The following is a 15,833-nucleotide window of genomic DNA, read 5'->3' as shown; positions in this document are numbered from 1 at the left end:
CAGGCAGACCTCATTTCTTACCGGTCTTACCGGCCTTGCGCAGGATGCGCTCGCCCGCGTACTTGATGCCCTTGCCCTTGTAGGGCTCAGGAGGACGGATGGCGCGGACCTTGGCGGCCTCGTTGCCCACCAGCTCCTTGTTGGCGCCAGACACCACCACGGTGGTGGTGCCCTCGACCGCGAAGGAGATCCCGTCGGGGGGAACCATCTCGATCTGGTGGCTATAGCCGGCGGAGACCACCAGCTTTTTGCCCTGGAGGGCGGCGCGGTAACCCACGCCGACGATCTCGAGCTTGCGGCTGAAGCCCTGGCTCACCCCTTCCACCATGTTGGCCACCAGGGTGCGGCAGAGGCCGTGGCGCTCGCGGCAGCGGCGGTTCTCGCCGCTGGGGCTCACCACGATCAGGCCGCTGTCCTGGCTGATCGACACCCCCTCGGGCAGGGTGCGGTTGAGTTCCCCCTTGGGGCCCTTCACGGTCACCTCGAGCCCCTGGAGGGTGACGGTGACCTTGTCGGGCACGGGGATGGGCGCTTTACCAATACGTGACATGAGTGGATCTCCCTGATCAGTAGACGTAGCAGAGCACTTCGCCACCCACGCCCTGCTTGCGGGCGTCACGGTCGCTCATCACTCCCTTGGAGGTGGAGATGATGGCCACACCGAGGCCGCCCAGCACCTTGGGCAGCTGACGATTGTTCTTGTAGATGCGCAGGCCCGGCTTGCTCACCCGCTGGACGGAGCGGATGGTGGGCTGGCGGTGCTTACCGCTGTACTTGAGTTCCACCACGATGTGGCGCAGCACCCCTTCGCCTTCTTCGCTGATGGCAGCGATGAAGCCTTCCTGCTGCAGCACGTTGGCAATGCTGCGGATCAGGCGGGAAGCCGGGATCTTGGTGGTCTCGTGACGTTTCTCACTCGCATTGCGGATGCGGGTGAGCATGTCGGAAATGGGGTCGTGATTGGCCATGGGTCAGGTCCGAAGAGGGCTCAGTTGCTGCGGAACGGCATTCCCATCTCGCGGAGAAGGGCCCGGCCCTCTTCGTCGTTACGGGCGCTCGTCACGATCGTCACGTCCATGCCACGGATCGCATCGATCTTCTCGAACGAGATTTCAGGGAAGATGATCTGCTCTCGAATTCCCAGGGTGTAGTTGCCGCGGCCGTCAAAACTCTTCGGGCTCACGCCACGGAAGTCGCGGATGCGGGGCAAGGCCAGGTTGATCAGCCGTTCCAGGAAGGCATACATCCGTTCGCCCCTGAGGGTGACGGCGACGCCGATCGGCATGCCCTGGCGGATCTTGAAGCCGGCGATCGCCTTCTTGGCCCGGGTCACCACCACTTTCTGGCCGGTGATGGTGGCCAGTTCCGCGATCGAGGCCTCGAGGGCCTTGGCATTCTGGGCGGCTTCACCCAGGCCCCGGTTGAGGGTGACTTTCACCACCTTCGGGACTTCGTGGACATTGGAGAGACTCAGATCCTTGAGGAGCTTGGGTTGAATCGTCTCCCGGTAGCGCTGTTTGAGGGACATGGCGGGGGAAGAGGTTGCGCTTCTGGGCTGGGTCAGAAGGCAGGGGGAACTCGGCAGCAGGGTGGGTTGAAGGGGGTCAGTCGAGAAGTTCGCCTGTTTTCTTGAGGCGACGTTTCTTGGTGCCGTCTTTCTCGACCACGATTTCGACGCGGCTGGCCACGTTCTTGGTGGTGGAATACAGCATCACGTTGGAGGCATGCAGTGAGGCTTCCTCCGTGACGATGCGACCGGTCTCGCCCTCCTGGGTGGGCTTGACGTGACGGGTGCGCAGGTTGATTCCCTGAACCACCACGCGATTGTCGTAGGGCAGGGTGCGCAGAACCTCTCCGGTTTTGCCCTTGTCCTTGCCGCTGATCACCTGCACGGTGTCGCCCTTCTTGAGACGCATCTTGATGCGCTCAGCGGGCTTGGATTTTGGCGTTGCGGTGGCCATGGTCAGATCACCTCCGGAGCGAGGGACACAATCTTGGTGAAGTTGCGCTCACGCAACTCCCGGGCCACCGGACCGAACACCCGTGTGCCCTTCGGGTTGTTCTCGTTGCCGAGGATCACGGCAGCGTTGTCATCAAAGCGGATGGCGTTGCCCGTGTCGCGACGCAGGGTGGCCCTGGTGCGCACCACCACGGCCTTGACCACATCCGATTTCTTGACGCCCATGTTGGGCATGGCATCTTTGACGGCGGCCACAATCACGTCGCCGACGTGGGCGTAGCGACGGTTGGTGCCGAGCACCCGAATGCACTGAATGCGCTTGGCGCCGCTGTTGTCAGCGACATTGAGAAACGTCTCTTGTTGAATCATGGGTCGTTTCTCCTCAGGAGTGGGCAGAGGCGTTGAACACCTCGGCCACGGTCCAGCGCTTGGTGCGGCTGAGCGGGCGGGTCTCGGTGATCCGCACCCTGTCGCCAACCTTGCAGCTGTTGTCTTCGTCGTGGACTTTGTAGCGTTTGGTGCGGCTCACCGTCTTCTGATAGATGGGGTGGGGGAAGCGGTTTTCCACCGCCACCACCACCGTCTTGTCCATCTTGTCGCTGACGACGGTGCCGACCCTTTCCTTGAGTGCCATGGGGATCACGGGGGGTATCAGGAGGCTGAATCAGCTGGGGCAGTGGAGCCCTTGCGCTCGTTCTGCACCGTGAGCAGGTGAGCCAGCTTGATGCGGGCTGCCTTGAAGCGGTGCGGATGTTCCAGGCGGCGGGTGGCCTGCTGGAAGCGCAGATCGAACAGCTCGCGCCGGGTGGCGTTGACCTGCTCGATGAGGTCGCCGTCGCTGAGCTTGCGCACGTCGGCGATAACGGGAAGGGCCATGGTCAGGACTCCACGGAATGGGCGGGTTCGGCCACCGCCGCAGCGGCTGCTGCGGGCTCATCGGCCGCGGCCTCTTGGTCGGCCAGGGTGAGGAACTTGGTCTTGAGGGGCAGCTTGTACTGCGCCAGGCGCATCGCCTCCCGGGCAATTTCCGGGGTGATCTCAGCGCCGCCCATCTCAAAGAGAATGCGGCCCGGCTTGATCACGGCCACCCAGAATTCCGGGTTGCCCTTACCGGATCCCATGCGGGTTTCCGCAGGGCGCATGGTCACGGGCTTATCCGGGAAGATGCGGATCCAGATCTGGCCGCCCCGCTTGACGTAGCGGGTCATGGCCCGACGGCTGGCTTCAATCTGGCGGGATGTGATCCAGCCGCACTCCTGGGCCTGCAGGGCGAAATCCCCGAAGGCGATGGTGTTGCCGCGCGTGGCGACGCCGCGCATGCGACCTCGCTGTTGCTTACGGAATTTGACGCGTTTTGGACTCAGCATGGTTCAGGCCTCCTGATCACTCCTGGTTCGAGCGGTCTTCGAACTGTTGCGGCTGCCGACTGGTGCGGCGGCGGGGAGCGGCGCCAACGGGCAGTTGCTCCTTCTGCCCAGGCAACACTTCACCTTTGAAGACCCACACCTTGATGCCCAGCACCCCATAGGTGGTGCTGGCCAGCTTGGTGGCGTAGTCGATGTCGGCCCGCAGGGTGTGCAGAGGCACCCTGCCTTCCCGGGTCCATTCGGTGCGCGCGATCTCAGCGCCGTTGAGGCGGCCGCTCACCTGGATCTTGAGGCCGAGCACGCCGGCCCGTTGGGCCCGCTGCACAGCCATCCGGATGACGCGGCGGAAGGCCACGCGCTTCTCGAGCTGCTGGGCGATGTACTCAGCCAGCAGGAAGGCATCGGCGTCGACGCGCTCCACTTCCACCACGTTGATGCGCACCTTGCGGCTCGCATCACCCACGGTTTTCTGGATGCCCGTGCGCAGATCCTCAATGCCGCTGCCCTGGCGGCCCACCAGCACGCCGGGGCGGGCCGTCTTCAGTTCCACTTCCAGCTGGTCGGCCTTGCGGGCGATCAGCACATCGGAGATGCCGGCGGAGCCGTACTTCTTGTGGATGAATTTGCGGATCCGGTCGTCCTCCTGGAGGAGGGTCGGGTAGGTCTTGCTTGGGGCGTACCAGCGGGAGCGGTGATCCTGGGTGATCCCCAGGCGCAGGCCGGTTGGATGGATTTTGTGTCCCATCGGTTCGGTGTCCTCGGGGGTCAGGCGGAAGGGGCCACAGCGATGCTGATGTGGCAGGTCTGTTTCTTGATCGCGTAGGCGCGACCCTGGGCACGGGGGCGATACCGCTTCAGGGAAGGTCCCATGTCAGCGGTGGCCCCGGTGACCACCAGCGTGGCTGGATCGAGACCGAGGTTGTGCTCGGCATTGGCCACGGCGCTGCGGAGCACCTTGGTGATCGGGCCCGTGGAGCGAAAGGGCATGAACTCGAGCATGATCAGGGCCTCGCGGTAGCTCTGGCCACGGATCTGATCGAGCACCCGCCGCACCTTGCTCACGGAGCCACGGATGTAGCGGCCGTGGGCGAGGGCCTGGTTGGGCGCTGCCTGGTTGGGAGCAGTGTTAGCCATGGATCAACGGCCTCCTTTTTTGTCCTTGATGTGGCCGCGGAAGGTGCGGGTGGGGGCGAATTCCCCGAGTTTGTGCCCCACCATCTGCTCGGTCACGTAAACCGGCACATGGGATTTGCCGTTGTGCACGGCGATCGTGTGTCCGATCATCATCGGCAGAATCGTGGAGGCGCGTGACCAGGTTTTGATCACGGTTTTGTCGTTGGCAGCGTTCTGCTTCTCAACCTTGCTGAGCAGGCTGTCGGCAACAAACGGACCTTTTTTGAGTGAACGTCCCATAGCGGATCAGGAGGCGGGCAATGCGGTGTGGGTCATCAGGAATCGCGTCCGCCACGGCTCCGCTTGGAGGTGCGGCGACGTTTCCGCAGCACAAACCGATTGCTGGGCTTGTTCCGCTTGCGGGTCTTGAGGCCGAGGGCCGGTTTGCCCCAGGGGGTGACAGGGCCTGAGCGGCCGATCGGCGCCCGGCCCTCACCACCACCGTGGGGGTGGTCGCAGGGGTTCATCACCGAACCCCGCACTTCCGGGCGGCGGCCCAGCCAGCGCTTGCGGCCGGCCTTGCCCAGGCTGGTGTTGCGCACTTCGGAGTTGCCCACGTCACCGAGGGTGGCGTAGCACTCACGCCGCACCAGCCGCACCTCAGTGGAGGGCAGCTTGAGGGCGACGTACTCACCTTCCTTGGCCATCACCTGGGCGCTGGCGCCGGCGGTGCGCACCATCTGGCCGCCGCGACCGGCGTACAGCTCCACGTTGTGAACGCTGGAGCCGAGGGGGATGGACGAGAGCGGCAGGGCATTGCCGGTTTCGATCGGGGCATCGGGGCCCGACACCACCTGCTGGCCGATCTCGATCCCGGCCGGGGCGAGGATGTAGCGCTTCTCGCCATCGGCGTAGAAGAGCAGGGCCAGACGCGCGTTGCGGTGTGGGTCGTAGTGGATGGCCGCCACCTTGGCGGTCACACCGTGCTTCTCACGGCGGAAGTCCACCAGCCGGTAGAGGCGCTTGTGGCCACCGCCGCGGTGGCGGCAGGTGATCACACCGCGGTTGTTGCGGCCCTTGCGGCGGTGCTTGGCCACCACCAGGCCCCGTTCCCGTCCGCGGCCGGTGACTTCGGTGAAGTCGCTGGCCACGCGGGTGCGGGTGCCGGGGGTGATGGGGCGGTAGTTACGGATTGCCATGTGGTTTCAGACCCCTCAGGACTCAGGGAACAGCTGGATGGCGTTGCCCTCGGCCAGGCGCACCACCGCTTTCTTGACCTGGGCACGCTTGCCAGCGAAGCGGCCAACGCGGCGCGAGCGGCGTGGCGGATTCATGGTGCTGACGCCCAGCACCTTCACATCGAACAGGGCTTCCACCGCTGCTTTGATGTCGGGCTTGGCGGCCCGGTGGTCCACCTCGAAGGTGTACTGATTGAACTCGAGGGCGCGGGTGGCCTTCTCGGTGATCAGGGGCCGACGGATCACATCCGCGAGCCGACCTGCAAAACGTTCAGTCATCGCCGTAGACCTCCTGAATCTTCGCGAGTGCCTCCTCGCTCAGCACCAGCGTGCTGGCGTGGAGCAGGTCGAACACGTTGAGCTGATCCGCGGCGATCAGCTTCACCGTCTCGAGGTTGCGCACGGATTTGCGCACGACTTCAGACGGGTTGTCGAGGATCACGAGCACCTTGGTGCCCGCCTCGATGCCGAATCGCCCCAGCGCCGCGGTGATCTCCTTGGTGCGGGGGGTGTCAAGGTCAGAGCCGAAGCCCTTGACCACCGTGATGTCGGCCACGCGGCTCATTAGGGCCGTGCGCAGGGCCAGGCGCCGCTCCTTGCGGTTCATCGCCAGGTTGTAGCTGCGGGGCTTGGGTCCGAAGATCACGCCGCCGCCGGGCCGCAGTGGGGTGCGGATCGAGCCCTGACGGGCCCGGCCCGTGCCCTTCTGTTTGTAGGGCTTGCGGCCACCACCGGCCACCTCGGCCCGGGTCAGGGTGCTGGCCGTGCCCTGGCGGGCGTGGGCCAGTTGGCGCACCACGGCGCGGTGCACCAGGTCGGTGGCGGAACTCTTCTTGGCGACTTTGAGGTCGAGGGCAGCCTTGCCGGCTTCCTTGCCCTGCCAGTCGCGAATCACACAATCAGCCATGTTCTCGGTTCTCCTCAGTTCCCGGCCTTGGCGCCCACCCGGTTCGCCGGGCAGATGTTCAGCAGGGCTCCGGGCTTGCCGGGCACGGATCCCTTCACCACCAGCAGGTTGCGCTCAGTGTCCACCTTGAGGATCACGAGGCCGCGGGTGGTGATCTGTTTGCCGCCATAGCGGCCGGCCATCCGCTTGCCGGGGTAGACGCGGCCGGGCGTGGTGCCGGCACCGGTGGAGCCGGGCTCGCGGTGGTTCTTGGAGCCGTGGGTCATCGGGCCGCGGCTGAAGCCGTGGCGCTTCTGGTAGCCGGAGAAGCCCCGGCCCATGGTGTCGCCACTCACATCGACCTTCTGGCCAGCCTCAAAGGCCGAAACAGAGACGACGGCGCCGAGCTCCAGCCCATCGAGACTGTCGACTCGGTACTCCTTGAGATGGCGGAGCACCTCCTCGCCGGATTTGGCCAGGTGGCCCTTGGCGGGCTTGTTGACCAGCTTCTCGCGAATGTCGCCGAAGCCGAGCTGCACGGCGGTGTAGCCGTCCGTGCTGCTGGATTTGAGTTGGGTGATGCGGCAGGGGCCAGCCTCGATCACGGTGACCGGGATGGACTTGCCTGCCTCGTCGAAGAACTGGGACATGCCCAGTTTCTTCCCAAGAATGCCGATGGACATAGGTAGGGAGTCAACGCCAGCTGGACCACCGGACGCATCCGGTGAAGCTGAGGCAGAGGAAGCGTTGGTCTGGCAGGGCCTTGAACGTTCTGGTCAGGAAGCGGCATTGATCCGTCTGCCTGGAGCAGACGGGTGGCTGTCGCTGGATCACCCGCAGGCGACCACCGACGGGCGATGGGATTCCTGGATCACGAAGCTCAGGGCGCTAGCGAGACAGAGCGGACTCTGTTCAGCGCGGCTGGGACTGGCCTGGACCGGACTGGCCGCACTCCGTGGAGGGGCTGGTGCGTTCAGGAAGTTTCCCGGCGGTGGATCGGCGATCGCGCTTCAGGCCGGAACCTGACATCGAGATCTGGACCATCCGCTTGGGCCGGATCGATCACCACCACTGGTGATCGGGTGCAGGGATCCGGAGGCCCGGCTAGCGGACGGGCGCGGATTCGAAGCACAGCGATCAAATGTAACGCATGACCTGACCCCCTCCTGGCTCACGGCCTGGAGGGTGATCGGAGCCCGGCGGTGTGTCCGCGACTGCGCGGCGGTGTTCGTGAGGTGCTGCGGCTGCGGTTCCGGGCCTGCCGGGCGGTGGCGTCTGGAGCGAAACGGGGCCGGGGCTGTCAAACTTGCCGGCAGACCGAGCCGACCTCACCATGCCACTGCTGCTCTCCGGTCGTGGATTCCGGCAGGACCTTGAGAAAGCAGGGGCCCTTGCCCTGTTCGCCCCCCTCGAAGGCGGTGCCGAAACCCGGCTGATGCGCCGGCTGCGCGCCGCGGGCTATCGCGCCCAGATCACGTCGGCCCGGGGCCTCGGCGATCCCGAGGCCTTTCTGATGCAGCTGCATGGCGTGCGCCCACCCCATCTCGGCCACCAGTGCGTGGGCAGCACGGCTGCTGTGGGTGAGGTGCATCGGGTGATGCCCCAGCTGGGCAGCCTGCTCGAGGGCGGCGGGCCCATCCTCCTGTGGCTGCTGGAGGGCAAGGTGCTCTCCACAGGGGAGCTGAGTTCCCTGATCGATCTCACCCGCCGGGAGTCGCGGCTGCGCATCGTGGTGGAGATGGGTGGGGCCCGGCAGCTGCAGTGGCAGCCTCTGGAGCAGTTGCTGGTGGCGGCCTGAGCTCCCCTTCAGGTCTGGCCCTGACCCCGGACGCGGCCCTGCGCCAGGGGCGCTGGGTGAAGTGGATCGGCGGCGCCAGCAATCACGATCTGGCTGCCATCGAAGACCTGGCCGGGCTCTACGCCCTGGCCGGGGTCCACTGCGTGGACGTGGCCGCGGACCCGGCCGTCGTGGCGGCGGCCCGTCGGGGGCTCGACTGGGCCGACCGCCACGGCGCCCGGCGTCCCTGGCTGATGCTGAGCCTCAGCGACGGCGCCGACCCCCACTTCCGCAAGGCCTGGTTCGATCCCGGCGCCTGCCCGGCTGACTGTCCCCGTCCCTGCGAGCGGATCTGCCCGGCCCTGGCCATCGGCGAGGCGGCCAGCGGTGCCGCCGGGGTGCTGGACGCCCGCTGCTACGGCTGCGGCCGCTGCCTGCCCGCCTGCCCCCATGGGCTGATCGAAGAACGCAGCCAGGTGCTGGAGGCCGCTGCGGTGGCGCCCCTGTTGCGCCAGCTGGCGCCCGATGCCGTGGAACTCCACACCCAGCCGGGGCGCCTGCAGGGCTTTCAGGAGAGGCTGGAGCAGCTGAGGGCCAGCGGTGTGCCGCTGCGGCGGCTGGCGGTGAGTGCCGCCGGCGACCTCACCGCCCGGGAGCTGTGGCAGCGCTATGGGGCCCTGCGCTCCTGCGGCTTTGCGCCCCTCTGGCAACTGGATGGCCGCCCGATGAGCGGTGATCTGGGCCAGGGCACGGCCCATGCCGCCGTGGCCTTGCTGCGACGCTGGCAGGGGCAGCTGCCCCCGGGCCCCCTGCAGCTGGCCGGCGGCACCAACGCTGCCACCCTGCCCCTGCTGGAGCGGCAGCCGGCCCTGGCCCGCGGCTGTGCCGGCGTGGCCTTCGGCGGGGTGGCGCGGCGACGGCTGCAGCCCCTGCTGCAGGAGGCCCAGGGGCGCGGCCGTTCGCTGCTGACCCTGCCGGAACTCCTGCCCGAAGCGCTGCACCTGGCCCGCTCGCTGGTGGGGCCCTGGCTAGAACGAGCGGGTCCAGAGCCCTGCCCCCAGCCATTGCGGTGCCTTTCTCCGAGCCCCTGACCCCCGCCGCCGATGCAGGGCCGCCCCCGCCCGCCCCACCATTCAGCCAGCGGGTCACCGATGATCTGGATCGCATGCTCGCGGTGCTGCCCGGGCCGGTGCAGCGGGCCCTGGCCAGCGAGGAGCGCCGCCAGCAGCTGCTCGAGGTGGTGCTCGACCTGGGACGGGTGCCGGAAGCCCGTTACCCGGGGCGGGCCATTGAGCTGGGAGCGCAACCGGTGCAGAGCGCCGACCTGGAGGCGGTGGTGCGTCAGCTGGGGGCGTTCGGCAGCGACAACCGGGCCGGTATCGCCTCCACGCTGCACCGCATCAGCGCCATCCGCAACCGCACCGGCACCGTCGTGGGCCTCACCTGCCGGGTGGGTCGCGCCGTGTTCGGCACGGTGGTGATGGTGCGCGACCTGCTCGATTCAGGCCAGTCGCTGCTGCTGATGGGGCGCCCTGGGGTCGGCAAGACCACCGCCCTGCGGGAGATCGCCCGGGTGCTGGCCGACGACCTCTGCAAGCGCGTGGTGGTGATCGACACCAGCAACGAGATCGCCGGCGACGGCGACATCCCCCATCCGGCCATCGGGCGGGCCCGGCGCATGCAGGTGGCCCGCCCCGAGCTGCAGCACGAAGTGATGATCGAGGCGGTGGAAAACCACATGCCCGAAGTGATCGTGATCGATGAGATCGGCACGGAGCGGGAGGCCCAGGCGGCACGCACCATCGCCGAGCGGGGCGTGATGCTGGTAGCCACGGCCCATGGCAATGAGCTCTCCAACCTGATCAAGAACCCCACCCTCAGCGACCTGGTGGGCGGCATCCAGTCGGTGACCCTGGGAGACGAGGAGGCGCGACGGCGCCGCACCCAGAAGACCGTGCTGGAGCGGGCCGCCGAGCCCACCTTCCCCCTGGCGGTGGAGATGCACAGCCGCCATCGCTGGCTGATCCACAACGAGGTGGCCGGCACGGTGGACCTGCTGCTGCGGGGCCAGGTGGCCCGCCCCCAGGTGCGCGAACTGGGACCCGATGGGCGACTGCAGCTGCGGGATCCGCCCCTGGCGACGCGAGGCCCGATCCCACCGGCGGCGCCCCGGCTGAGCCAGCGCCCCCTGCCGCCCCTGGATCTGGATCCCCTGCCAGCCGCCGCCGGCCCCGATCCGCTGTCGCCGCAGCCCGAGGTCGGTCCGGCCGGCAGGGCGCCGCTGCGCGTCTACGGCGCCGGGGTCAGCCGCAGCCTGCTGGAGCAGGTGGTGCGGGCCCGCCAGTTCCCCGTGGAGGTGGTGGGCAGCGTGGAGCTGGCCGATGTGGTGCTCAGCGCCCGCCAGCAGCTCGGCCGCGATCCCCATGTGCGCCGGCAGGCCCAGGACCTGGGCCTGCCGATCCTGGTGATCAAGAGTGCCGCCCTGCCCCAGCTGCAGCGAGCTCTCGAGCGCCTCCTGGCCCGCCGCCGCCCCGCCGGGGAGCCCGCCCTGGACGCCGCCGCCGCGGACGATGCCCATGCGGCCCTGGAGGAGTGCCGACTGGCGCTGGAGCAGGTGGTGCTGGCCCGGGGCCAGCCGGTGGAGCTGCTGCCCCGCAGTGGGCGCGTGCGCCAGCTGCAGAGCGAGCTGGCGGGCCGCTACCGGGTGCGCTCCGCGGTGTTCGGCCCCGCCGGCGATCAGCGGCTGCGGCTGTTCCCGGCCTGATGCTGCGGAGCGATCGGCGCCCAGGCGTTGACGAAGGACCGGCCGTTGTGGGTAACTAGCTAGGCCCAGATCACTCTGGGGTGACAGCCGCCCGGATCTCCCTCCAGCGTGGCTTAGCGTTCCTGGGATGCTTCCGCGCAGAGCTCCCTGTCCCTGCGGGATGTTCCCTCAGCGGCCAGTCGGTTCAGCGGCAAGCCAGTCAAGGGACCAGCATTGGGCCGTCGCCAAGTGGTAAGGCAGCGGGTTTTGGTCCCGCCATTCCTAGGTTCGAATCCTAGCGGCCCAGTTTCAACACTCCCCCGGCTCAGCCCGCCCCTGCGGCAGCCCTCCATGGCCGGCTCCCCCTTTCTGGTGTTCGACTTCGACGGCGTCCTGGTCGATGGGATGGCTGAGTACTGGTGGGCGGCCAGCGCCGCCGCCGAGCGCCTGGTTCCTGGCCTGGCCTGGCCAGAGCCCCCCCACCCAGCCTTTGCCCGCCTGCGCCCCCTGATTCACAAGGGCTGGGAGATGGTGCTGATGGCCGCGGAGCTGTCGCGCCCAGACCTCGACCTCGAGGGTCTCGTGGCCGGCTACAGGGAGGCCGTGCCCCAGGCCCTGGCCCGGTGGGGCTGGAGCGAAGCGCCGCTTCAGGCAGTGCTGGAGCAGGTGCGGACCGAGGCGATCGCCACCGACCCCGCAGCCTGGCTGGCGCTGCATCGCTTCTACCCCAACGTGGTGGAGCGTGTGCGGCAGCTGGAAGCTGAAGGCAGCTCCTGGGCCGTGCTCACCACCAAGGGCGCCGCCTTCGCCCGCGAGATCCTGCGCGGCGCGGGGCTGGAGCCCCAGGCGCTCTATGGCCATGACCAGGGCAGCAAGCCTGAGGTGCTGCGCCGCCTGCAGACCGATCACCCCCGGCTCTGGTTCGTCGAAGACCGACGCCCCACCCTCGAGCGGGTGGCCGCTGACCCTGAACTCAACGCGGTGCGCTGCTTCCTGGTGAGCTGGGGTTATCTCGGCCCCCGGGACGCCCTGGGGCTCCCGGCCCGGATTCACTGGCTCACGCCGGAGCGGTTCGCGGCTCCCCTGGCAACCTGGCCCTGACCCGGTAGAGTACGTCCGTACTAGGCGCGATTGAGACGCCGGCCTTTGCGGGTGGTACTGACAATCCAGTGGTCGCAGGATGGCTCCGCGGCCCGTTCCATCGTTGATCCGATTCCATGCCTGCTGATTCCAAGGCCGCTTCCTACGTCTCTGCCGCTGCCTCCTCCGGTGGTGCGGCGTCCCCTGCCGATGCCCGGGCCGCCGCGGAGCGGGACAAGGCCCTCGGCCTGGTGCTCAACCAGATCGAGCGCAATTTCGGCAAGGGCTCGATCATGCGGCTGGGGGACGCCTCCCGCATGCGGGTGGAGACCATCTCCACCGGGGCCTTGACCCTGGACCTGGCCCTCGGCGGCGGCTACCCCAAGGGCCGGGTGGTGGAGGTGTATGGGCCCGAGAGCTCCGGCAAGACCACCCTGACCCTCCATGCCATTGCCGAGGTTCAGAAGCGCGGAGGGGTGGCTGCCTTCGTGGATGCGGAACACGCCCTCGATCCGGTCTACGCGGCTTCGCTTGGCGTCGATATCGAGAATCTGCTGGTGTCGCAGCCGGACACCGGCGAGATGGCCCTGGAGATCGTCGACCAGCTGGTGCGCTCCGCCGCCGTGGACATCGTGGTGGTCGATTCCGTGGCGGCCCTCACCCCCAGGGCTGAGATTGAGGGTGAGATGGGTGATCTGGCCGTGGGCAGCCAGGCCAGGCTGATGAGCCAGGCGATGCGCAAGATCACCGGCAACATCGGCAAGTCCGGCTGCACGGTGATCTTCCTGAACCAGCTGCGCCAGAAGATCGGCGTCACCTATGGCAGCCCGGAAACCACCACCGGTGGCAATGCGCTCAAGTTCTATGCCTCGGTGCGTCTCGACATCCGCCGCATCCAGACCCTCAAGCGCGGCACCGAGGAGTACGGCATCCGGGCCAAGGTGAAGGTGGCCAAAAACAAGGTGGCCCCGCCGTTCCGGATCGCCGAGTTCGACATCCTCTTCGGCCGCGGCATCAGCACCCTCGGTTGCCTGCTGGACCTGGCCGAGGAAACCGCCGTGGTGATCCGCAAGGGCGCCTGGTACAGCTACGAGGGCGACAACATCGGCCAGGGGCGCGACAACACGATCACCTGGCTGGAGCAGAACCCCGACCAGGCCGTGGAGATCGAACAACGCACCCGTCAGAAGCTCAAGGAAGGCTCGGAGGTGACGGCCAACTCGCTCAAGCCCCTGGCTGCCGCCGCCAAAGCAGCTGTCGTGGCTCAGCCCGTGGGTGCTGAGGACGGCTCTGGAACCCCAGCAGCAGGGAAGCTGCCGGTGGCCGGATGACCGGCCGGATGTCGGACCAGATGACCGAGGGGACGCTTCAGATCATGGCCGGCGGCTCGGCCTGCTGAGCGCCGGCCAGCAGGGCGGCTTCGGTGGCGGGGCCGTTCTGCAGCATCTGGGCGACCCGCTGCAGTTCCTGGATGGCCTCGGCGCCTTCCAGCTTGACCAGCTCGTGGCCGTTGCGGGATTCAATCCAGCTGATGCCGAAATCGGACACCAGGAATCGCACCATGTGATTGGTGCCGAGGTTGGCGACGAAAGAGGCGCCATGGCCATCGCGGCCGTCTCCGCAGCTGTAGCAGGTGGCGGCCATGCCGCGGCTCTGCAGGCTTGAGGCCAGGGCCTGCAGGCTCATCACCAGATCTTGAACAACGGAGCGGTACTGCTCCGCGAGCCGGGGAAACATGGCGCCATCACAGTGTGGGCCAACCCTAAGCTTTTCTTCCAATTCGCGTGGGTATGAATGCTCACCTCCTGACGAGCATCCCGGCACACGCTGTCTCAGCCGTCGGCCAGGGTCCACCAACCCAGGCCAGGGCCGATGAAGCGCACCGTGAGCCAGAACAGCACCAGGGCGCCGATCCCCACCCAGGCCCCCCGGGTGGTGAGGGAGACAAAGCGATTGGCCTGGTTGCGGGTGAGCGGCAGCCAGGGGGCCAGGCGGGGCGACGTGTCGGGCGCGGCCGTGCGCTTCGGGGCCCTCGGGGGCAGTCCCTGACTCTCGCGGCGGCGGGCCTCGCCCATGGGTGCAGCTCCTGGTGGTTGACGCGCCCGATCAGGCTACGGCCAGAACTAGTGGGGCAGGAGGCGGCTCAGGTTCACCCAGGGCTCCAGGGCACGCAGCACCTGACGCCCCCAGCTCCGCCCCCTGAGGCGGCCGTCCAGCACGGCCAGCCGGCCCCCCTGGCGACGCAACCCCACCACGCCCAGCTGCAGGCGGGTGAGGCCATCGGGCAGCAGGCGTTCGCGGAACCAGTCGCGTCCCTCCCGGCGCAGGGCCAGCACCTGGGCGGCGGTGAGGGGATCGTCGAGGCTGGCGATCGGTAGCAGCGCCACCACGATCTGGGACGGATCGGGCATCCGGCCCTGGTGCGTCAGCCACCAGCTCCAGCGGGCACACACCACACCGTGGCTCTCGGGCGCCGTGTGCTCGTGCACCACCCGGCTGCCGAATTCGGCAGCCAGGCCACTGGCCAGGGAGAGGCGCAGCCCCTCGTCATCGAGCAGCACCAGGGTGAGGCCCCCCTGGCCAAGCACCAGGCGGCGACACTGCTCCAGCAGGTGTTCGCCGTAGCGGGGACTGTTGGGCAGGGGCTGGCGCAGCGGCGCATACAGAGGCAGCGGATCGGCCAGGGGCTCCGCTCCCAGATCCACCACGACGTCGGGCTCGAGGCCGAGGGCCGGGCCACCCGGGAGCCCCAGTTGCCCCATCGTGCTGGCGAGCTCGGCCACCACCACGGCCCCCTGCCCGTCCATCAGGCCCTCGAGCACCCGCAGGGGCTCGAGCGGTTGCCGGTGCAGGCTCCACTGCAGCAGCCGCTCGGCCGGCGGCAGCCCCTCGACTGAGGGGGCCTGCTCCGCTCTGGTGGGCTCCTGCTCCGTCCAGCTCACCCAGGCGTCGCCGCCACTGGAGCGCCAGGTCGCCCAGGGCTCCGGCAGGGGATGGAGCAGCCCCAGCAGCTGGCGCAGGGGGGCTTCGTCTTCCGGGGACAGCAGCAGCGGTCGCCTCGATCCACCCGGATGGGCCATCACCTGCCTGCTCAGGCGGCTGTACAGCTCACCGAGGCCGGTCCGCAGGGCGGGATGGGCCCGGGCCAGTCGTTCCCAGTCCGCGGCGTCAAGACGCAGCGCCAGGCTGGCCCTCAGCCGGGCGTCGAGCTGCTCGGCCTCCGGGATCACCAGCTGACGCCCCTTCAGCCTGTCGCCGCGCCAGGCGCTCACCAGCTCAGGCACACTCAGCAGCCACACCTTGGTGTTGCCGGGATCCTCGCCCTCGTAGCAGGGCAGGCTGAGGCCGGCCCTGCCGAGGCGGGCCAGCTCCACCTGCAGCAGACGCTGCTTCAGGCCCTGGCTCAGCACCAGCACCACCGGGGTCTCGCCCAGGGCCAGGGGCACCAGCAGCCCCAGCAACCAACCGGGGTCGCTGCCGGGGGTCAGGCGCACCAGGGTGCGGTCGCCCCGCCGCAGGCTGCGGGCCACCAGCCGGCAGAGGCTGAGCTGGTGCGGCCAGCCATCGTGAGCGCCACGCCCCTCCCGCCGCAGCAGCGCCTTCAGCTCGTGGTGGGCCTGGGCCTCAAGCATCCGCCGTCAGCCGGGGGCCTGAATCGTAGGAAGCTGG

The 15,833-nt window shown here is 68.3% G+C and carries 23 protein-coding genes and 1 tRNA gene; 6 read left to right on the top strand and 18 right to left on the bottom strand.

Features of this window, described 5'->3' with window-relative positions:
- Positions 1-10: 10 nt before the first annotated feature.
- From rplF to rplC, 15 genes are all read right to left on the bottom strand, one after another.
- Positions 11-550 carry a 50S ribosomal protein L6 gene (gene rplF, locus IQ220_RS04250; protein ID WP_186697292.1) on the bottom strand — a complete coding sequence of 180 codons (540 nt, stop codon included), beginning with the start codon at positions 548-550 and terminating at the stop codon, positions 11-13.
- A gap of 16 nt (positions 551-566) precedes the next feature.
- Positions 567-968, bottom strand: coding sequence for a 30S ribosomal protein S8 (gene rpsH / locus IQ220_RS04245; protein ID WP_186697291.1), 402 nt, complete (start codon positions 966-968; stop codon positions 567-569).
- 20 nt (positions 969-988) lie between these two features.
- Entirely contained in the window at positions 989-1,528 is a 540-nt protein-coding gene (gene rplE / locus IQ220_RS04240) for a 50S ribosomal protein L5 (RefSeq protein WP_186697290.1), read from the bottom strand.
- A 76-nt stretch (positions 1,529-1,604) separates the two neighbouring features.
- A complete protein-coding gene (gene rplX / locus IQ220_RS04235; protein WP_186697289.1) occupies positions 1,605-1,961 on the bottom strand; it encodes a 50S ribosomal protein L24 in 357 nt (118 codons plus the stop codon).
- A gap of 2 nt (positions 1,962-1,963) precedes the next feature.
- Complete coding sequence (gene rplN / locus IQ220_RS04230; RefSeq protein ID WP_087068059.1) at positions 1,964-2,329, bottom strand: 50S ribosomal protein L14; 366 nt, start codon at positions 2,327-2,329, stop codon at positions 1,964-1,966.
- A gap of 13 nt (positions 2,330-2,342) precedes the next feature.
- A complete protein-coding gene (gene rpsQ, locus IQ220_RS04225; protein ID WP_186697288.1) occupies positions 2,343-2,594 on the bottom strand; it encodes a 30S ribosomal protein S17 in 252 nt (83 codons plus the stop codon).
- A gap of 17 nt (positions 2,595-2,611) precedes the next feature.
- Positions 2,612-2,836: a 50S ribosomal protein L29 gene (gene rpmC / locus IQ220_RS04220; protein ID WP_186697287.1), complete on the bottom strand. Its 225-nt coding sequence runs from the start codon at positions 2,834-2,836 to the stop codon at positions 2,612-2,614.
- A gap of 2 nt (positions 2,837-2,838) precedes the next feature.
- Positions 2,839-3,327, bottom strand: coding sequence for a 50S ribosomal protein L16 (gene rplP, locus IQ220_RS04215; protein ID WP_186697286.1), 489 nt, complete (start codon positions 3,325-3,327; stop codon positions 2,839-2,841).
- Between the two features lie 16 nt (positions 3,328-3,343).
- Positions 3,344-4,072, bottom strand: a complete 729-nt coding sequence (gene rpsC / locus IQ220_RS04210; protein ID WP_186697285.1) for a 30S ribosomal protein S3 — start codon at positions 4,070-4,072, stop codon at positions 3,344-3,346.
- A gap of 20 nt (positions 4,073-4,092) precedes the next feature.
- Positions 4,093-4,461, bottom strand: coding sequence for a 50S ribosomal protein L22 (rplV, locus tag IQ220_RS04205; protein WP_186697284.1), 369 nt, complete (start codon positions 4,459-4,461; stop codon positions 4,093-4,095).
- Positions 4,462-4,464: 3 nt separating this feature from the next.
- Entirely contained in the window at positions 4,465-4,740 is a 276-nt protein-coding gene (gene rpsS / locus IQ220_RS04200; protein WP_186697283.1) for a 30S ribosomal protein S19, read from the bottom strand.
- 35 nt (positions 4,741-4,775) lie between these two features.
- The gene (rplB, locus tag IQ220_RS04195; protein ID WP_193913246.1) at positions 4,776-5,639 is read right to left on the bottom strand and encodes a 50S ribosomal protein L2; all 864 of its coding nucleotides are present in this window, start codon (positions 5,637-5,639) and stop codon (positions 4,776-4,778) included.
- 15 nt (positions 5,640-5,654) lie between these two features.
- Complete coding sequence (locus IQ220_RS04190) at positions 5,655-5,957, bottom strand: 50S ribosomal protein L23 (protein ID WP_186697281.1); 303 nt, start codon at positions 5,955-5,957, stop codon at positions 5,655-5,657.
- Positions 5,950-6,585: a 50S ribosomal protein L4 gene (rplD, locus tag IQ220_RS04185; protein ID WP_186697280.1), complete on the bottom strand. Its 636-nt coding sequence runs from the start codon at positions 6,583-6,585 to the stop codon at positions 5,950-5,952. The genes IQ220_RS04190 and rplD overlap by 8 nt, the downstream gene beginning before the upstream one ends.
- Before the next feature lie 14 nt (positions 6,586-6,599).
- A complete protein-coding gene (rplC, locus tag IQ220_RS04180) occupies positions 6,600-7,247 on the bottom strand; it encodes a 50S ribosomal protein L3 (protein WP_186697279.1) in 648 nt (215 codons plus the stop codon).
- A 650-nt stretch (positions 7,248-7,897) separates the two neighbouring features.
- Here rplC and IQ220_RS04175 point away from each other — a divergent pair.
- From IQ220_RS04175 to recA, 6 genes are all read left to right on the top strand, one after another.
- Complete coding sequence (locus tag IQ220_RS04175; RefSeq protein WP_193913244.1) at positions 7,898-8,362, top strand: NAD(P)H-quinone oxidoreductase subunit N; 465 nt, start codon at positions 7,898-7,900, stop codon at positions 8,360-8,362.
- Between the two features lie 20 nt (positions 8,363-8,382).
- Positions 8,383-9,432: an LdpA C-terminal domain-containing domain gene (locus IQ220_RS04170; protein WP_193913637.1), complete on the top strand. Its 1,050-nt coding sequence runs from the start codon at positions 8,383-8,385 to the stop codon at positions 9,430-9,432.
- Positions 9,433-9,506: 74 nt separating this feature from the next.
- Positions 9,507-11,105, top strand: coding sequence for an AAA family ATPase (locus IQ220_RS04165; protein WP_193913635.1), 1,599 nt, complete (start codon positions 9,507-9,509; stop codon positions 11,103-11,105).
- Positions 11,106-11,319: 214 nt separating this feature from the next.
- A tRNA-Gln gene (locus tag IQ220_RS04160) sits at positions 11,320-11,391 on the top strand.
- A 44-nt stretch (positions 11,392-11,435) separates the two neighbouring features.
- A complete protein-coding gene (locus IQ220_RS04155) occupies positions 11,436-12,185 on the top strand; it encodes an HAD family hydrolase (protein WP_193913242.1) in 750 nt (249 codons plus the stop codon).
- A gap of 116 nt (positions 12,186-12,301) precedes the next feature.
- Positions 12,302-13,495, top strand: a complete 1,194-nt coding sequence (gene recA / locus IQ220_RS04150; protein ID WP_186697276.1) for a recombinase RecA — start codon at positions 12,302-12,304, stop codon at positions 13,493-13,495.
- A gap of 37 nt (positions 13,496-13,532) precedes the next feature.
- Here recA and IQ220_RS04145 read toward each other — a convergent pair whose 3' ends face one another.
- The 3 genes from IQ220_RS04145 to IQ220_RS04135 form a co-directional block, all read right to left on the bottom strand.
- The gene (locus IQ220_RS04145) at positions 13,533-13,901 is read right to left on the bottom strand and encodes a DUF1815 family protein (protein ID WP_193913240.1); all 369 of its coding nucleotides are present in this window, start codon (positions 13,899-13,901) and stop codon (positions 13,533-13,535) included.
- A gap of 95 nt (positions 13,902-13,996) precedes the next feature.
- Positions 13,997-14,239, bottom strand: coding sequence for a DUF2839 domain-containing protein (locus IQ220_RS04140; protein ID WP_193913238.1), 243 nt, complete (start codon positions 14,237-14,239; stop codon positions 13,997-13,999).
- A gap of 48 nt (positions 14,240-14,287) precedes the next feature.
- On the bottom strand, positions 14,288-15,796 hold the full coding sequence (locus IQ220_RS04135; RefSeq protein WP_193913236.1) for a helicase: 1,509 nt from the start codon (positions 15,794-15,796) through the stop codon (positions 14,288-14,290).
- Between the last annotated feature and the right edge of the window lie 37 nt (positions 15,797-15,833).

Source organism: Cyanobium sp. LEGE 06113 (assembly GCF_015207615.1).
The sequence above is the reverse complement of the archived record's forward strand: the minus strand, read 5'-3'. Positions and strand labels throughout refer to the sequence as shown.

Excerpts from the sequence above, each read along its gene's own strand:
- IQ220_RS04175 (WP_193913244.1), top strand. The coding sequence starts at position 7,898 with ATGCCACTGCTGCTCTCCGGTCGTGGATTCCGGCAGGACCTTGAGAAA.
- rpsH (WP_186697291.1), bottom strand. The coding sequence starts at position 968 with ATGGCCAATCACGACCCCATTTCCGACATGCTCACCCGCATCCGCAAT.
- rpsS (WP_186697283.1), bottom strand. The coding sequence starts at position 4,740 with ATGGGACGTTCACTCAAAAAAGGTCCGTTTGTTGCCGACAGCCTGCTC.
- rpsC (WP_186697285.1), bottom strand. The coding sequence starts at position 4,072 with ATGGGACACAAAATCCATCCAACCGGCCTGCGCCTGGGGATCACCCAG.
- rplV (WP_186697284.1), bottom strand. The coding sequence starts at position 4,461 with ATGGCTAACACTGCTCCCAACCAGGCAGCGCCCAACCAGGCCCTCGCC.
- IQ220_RS04135 (WP_193913236.1), bottom strand. The coding sequence starts at position 15,796 with ATGCTTGAGGCCCAGGCCCACCACGAGCTGAAGGCGCTGCTGCGGCGG.
- rplD (WP_186697280.1), bottom strand. The coding sequence starts at position 6,585 with ATGGCTGATTGTGTGATTCGCGACTGGCAGGGCAAGGAAGCCGGCAAG.
- rplC (WP_186697279.1), bottom strand. The coding sequence starts at position 7,247 with ATGTCCATCGGCATTCTTGGGAAGAAACTGGGCATGTCCCAGTTCTTC.
- rplF (WP_186697292.1), bottom strand. The coding sequence starts at position 550 with ATGTCACGTATTGGTAAAGCGCCCATCCCCGTGCCCGACAAGGTCACC.
- rplN (WP_087068059.1), bottom strand. The coding sequence starts at position 2,329 with ATGATTCAACAAGAGACGTTTCTCAATGTCGCTGACAACAGCGGCGCC.
- rpmC (WP_186697287.1), bottom strand. The coding sequence starts at position 2,836 with ATGGCCCTTCCCGTTATCGCCGACGTGCGCAAGCTCAGCGACGGCGAC.
- IQ220_RS04145 (WP_193913240.1), bottom strand. The coding sequence starts at position 13,901 with ATGTTTCCCCGGCTCGCGGAGCAGTACCGCTCCGTTGTTCAAGATCTG.
- IQ220_RS04140 (WP_193913238.1), bottom strand. The coding sequence starts at position 14,239 with ATGGGCGAGGCCCGCCGCCGCGAGAGTCAGGGACTGCCCCCGAGGGCC.
- rplX (WP_186697289.1), bottom strand. The coding sequence starts at position 1,961 with ATGGCCACCGCAACGCCAAAATCCAAGCCCGCTGAGCGCATCAAGATG.
- IQ220_RS04190 (WP_186697281.1), bottom strand. The coding sequence starts at position 5,957 with ATGACTGAACGTTTTGCAGGTCGGCTCGCGGATGTGATCCGTCGGCCC.
- rplB (WP_193913246.1), bottom strand. The coding sequence starts at position 5,639 with ATGGCAATCCGTAACTACCGCCCCATCACCCCCGGCACCCGCACCCGC.
- IQ220_RS04165 (WP_193913635.1), top strand. The coding sequence starts at position 9,507 with ATGCTCGCGGTGCTGCCCGGGCCGGTGCAGCGGGCCCTGGCCAGCGAG.
- recA (WP_186697276.1), top strand. The coding sequence starts at position 12,302 with ATGCCTGCTGATTCCAAGGCCGCTTCCTACGTCTCTGCCGCTGCCTCC.
- rpsQ (WP_186697288.1), bottom strand. The coding sequence starts at position 2,594 with ATGGCACTCAAGGAAAGGGTCGGCACCGTCGTCAGCGACAAGATGGAC.
- rplE (WP_186697290.1), bottom strand. The coding sequence starts at position 1,528 with ATGTCCCTCAAACAGCGCTACCGGGAGACGATTCAACCCAAGCTCCTC.
- IQ220_RS04155 (WP_193913242.1), top strand. The coding sequence starts at position 11,436 with ATGGCCGGCTCCCCCTTTCTGGTGTTCGACTTCGACGGCGTCCTGGTC.
- rplP (WP_186697286.1), bottom strand. The coding sequence starts at position 3,327 with ATGCTGAGTCCAAAACGCGTCAAATTCCGTAAGCAACAGCGAGGTCGC.